This is a genomic window from Candidatus Magnetobacterium casense (genome assembly GCF_019173545.1).
GTDB classification, from domain to species: Bacteria; Nitrospirota; Thermodesulfovibrionia; order Thermodesulfovibrionales; family Magnetobacteriaceae; genus Magnetobacterium; species Magnetobacterium cryptolimnobacter.
Genome location: NZ_JABXWD010000460.1, coordinates 1 through 2,451 on the forward strand (window position 1 = coordinate 1; position 2,451 = coordinate 2,451).

2 protein-coding genes and 1 pseudogene are annotated in these 2,451 nt (G+C 53.4%); 2 read left to right on the forward strand and 1 reads right to left on the reverse strand.

Going from position 1 to position 2,451, the window contains the following annotated elements; all coding sequences use genetic code 11:
* A partial coding sequence (locus HWQ67_RS16340; protein WP_218253751.1) for a RelA/SpoT family protein occupies positions 1-1,517 on the reverse strand: 1,517 nt, incomplete at its 3' end.
* A 48-nt stretch (positions 1,518-1,565) separates the two neighbouring features.
* On the opposite strand from HWQ67_RS16340, the gene HWQ67_RS16345 reads away from it, so the two are divergent.
* Entirely contained in the window at positions 1,566-2,228 is a 663-nt protein-coding gene (locus HWQ67_RS16345) for a Crp/Fnr family transcriptional regulator (RefSeq protein WP_218253752.1), read from the forward strand.
* A gap of 4 nt (positions 2,229-2,232) precedes the next feature.
* Positions 2,233-2,451: pseudogene (locus tag HWQ67_RS16350) on the forward strand (radical SAM protein); the annotation flags it as partial.

Genomic DNA, 2,451 nt, shown 5'->3' on the forward strand with positions numbered 1-2,451 from the left:
GGACCGATAGCGTGTTTTCGTAGTTCCTCATCCAGCATGGCAGTGCCCAGGGTGATGGCCTGTTTACGTTGCTCAGACTTTATCCAGTGTTTGATGCGGCTGCGTGCCTTGTGCGTGACAACAAAGCCCAACCAGTCACGGCTTGGCGTGTGTGAGGAGGACGTCATAATTTCAACGATGTCGCCATTTTTGAGGTGGTACTTTAACGGCGCTATCTTGCCGTTTATGCGGCAACCAACACACCTGTTGCCAAGTTCGGTGTGGATGGCGTAGGCAAAATCAACGGGTGTCGAACCGGTGGGAAGCTCCTTGATCTCACCTGCGGGCGTCAGCACAAAGACGACGTCCTGGAACACCTCGCCCTTGAACATCTCCAGGAAGTCCTTGGCATCGCTGGAGTCTTTCTGCATGTAGATGAGTTCACGGAGCCAGTTGAAGTACTTGGCGTCTCTGTCGTCTATGGGGCGTTCTTTTTCCTTGTATATCCAGTGAGAGGCGATCCCACGCTCTGCCAGCATGTGCATGTCTTCGGTGCGTATCTGGAACTCGATCCGCTCTCCGTGTGCACCGAGCACTGTTGTGTGCAACGACTGGTACATGTTGACCTTGGGTAGGGCTATATAGTCCTTGAACCTGCCCGGAACCGGTATCCACATCGAGTGTATGATGCCCAGGGTCATGTAGCACTGGTCCTTGGTCTGGGTGATGATCCGAAGGCCCAGGATGTCGTTGACCTCTTCAAAGGGGACTCGATCTTTGACCATCTTCTGGTATATGCCGTAGTAGTTCTTCACCCTGCCACTGACCCGCGCAAATATGCCGTGTTCTCTGAGTTTCGACTCGATGTTGAAGGCCAGCTCCTTTATAAAGCTCTCACGGTCGTGGCGTTTTTCGGCGACCTTACGGGAAATTTCCTCGTAAAGTTCGGGATGGAGGTATTTAAAGCCGAGGTCTTCGAACTCCGCACGCAGCCAGCCGATACCCAGGCGGTTGGCCAACGGGGCATAGATGTCCAGGGTTTCAGCCGATATGCGCTTTTGCTTGTCTGAGGGCATAAATTCGAGGGTTCGCATATTGTGGAGTCTGTCTGCAAACTTTATCAGTATAACGCGGACGTCCTCGGCCATTGCCATGAACATCTTCCGGAAGTTTTCTGCCTGGGTCTCCTCACGGGTTTTAAACTCCATCTGGGTCAACTTGGTCAGGGCGTTGACCATGTACGCAACATCCACGCCAAAGATGTCGCCTATGTCATCGATAGTCGTATCGGTGTCCTCAACGGTGTCGTGCAGGAGGCCGGAGATGATCGTCGGGACATCCAGGTGCATGTCGGCCAGGATGGAGGCAACCGCCAGGGGGTGTCCCACGTAGGGGGTGCCCTCACGCCGCCTCTGGTCGCAGTGTGCCTCGTGCGTGAAGTGATACGCCAGCTTGATAAGCTCCGTATTGGCGTCAGCGTTGTAGGAGACTATCTTGCCTAGTAGTTCGTCTAATGTAATTGTTGCCGCACCTTCCATATATGCTACTATTATACAACTTATCTGCAACTTATGCTATAATGCTATATGAAAATTGACGGCTTAAGACACAATGCGTTGTTTCGTGATGTAACTGAGGCAGAGTTACAGTATATAGATACATATGCCAGGACGTTTTCTCTGGACAAGGACGAAACGGTGTTTACACAGGGCGATGATTCCAACGGCATTTACTTTCTTAACGGCGGACGTATCAGGCTTTCAAAGCTCTACCACGACGGCAGAAAACTCACGCTCGACGTCATCGAGCCTGGGGAGTTCTTTGGCGAGATGGCCTTGGCGGGTGAAAGGCACAGGAGCACTACGGCTGAGGCAACCGAAAGCTCCACGGGCATTGAGATACGCAAGAACGTCTTTGAGGAGTTTCTCAGAAAGCGGCCCGATATTGCCATAAAGCTGATCCAACTGATCGGGGATAAGCGACAGAGTATGGAGAGCCTCCTTGAGGACATGGCCTTTATGGACGTGCAGGGGCGGATAGCATCGTTGTTGATCAAGTACTCCGAAAACGGCCTTGTCAAGATACCGCTGACGCATCAGGAGATAGCCGATATGACCGGCACCAGTCGGGTGTCCGTTACACGCTCGATCATAAAGCTGCGCGATAAGGGTCTGATCGAAACGACCGGCGACAGGATCAGGTTAAGCGACATCGGCAAACTCCGGAAGCTCATCAGTTGGTCAATGTAGCGACGTGGTACCTGCGTACTTGTCGTTGCCCCCTGATGACCTCCGCAGGAGGGCTATGGATGCCCGCGACGTACTCAAGAGTTGCACGTTGTGTCCCAGGCGATGCGGGGTTGACAGGCTTGCCGGGGAATTGGGGCAGTGCAGGACTGGTGTCTTGCCGTTTGTCTCCAGCTATGGGGCGCACTTTGGCGAGGAGGCGCCGTTGGTTGGCCTGCATGGTTCC

What these genes read in the sequence shown, in the direction of transcription:
- HWQ67_RS16345 (WP_218253752.1), top strand. Translation starts at nt 1,566, where the DNA reads ATGAAAATTGACGGCTTAAGACACAATGCGTTGTTTCGTGATGTAACT.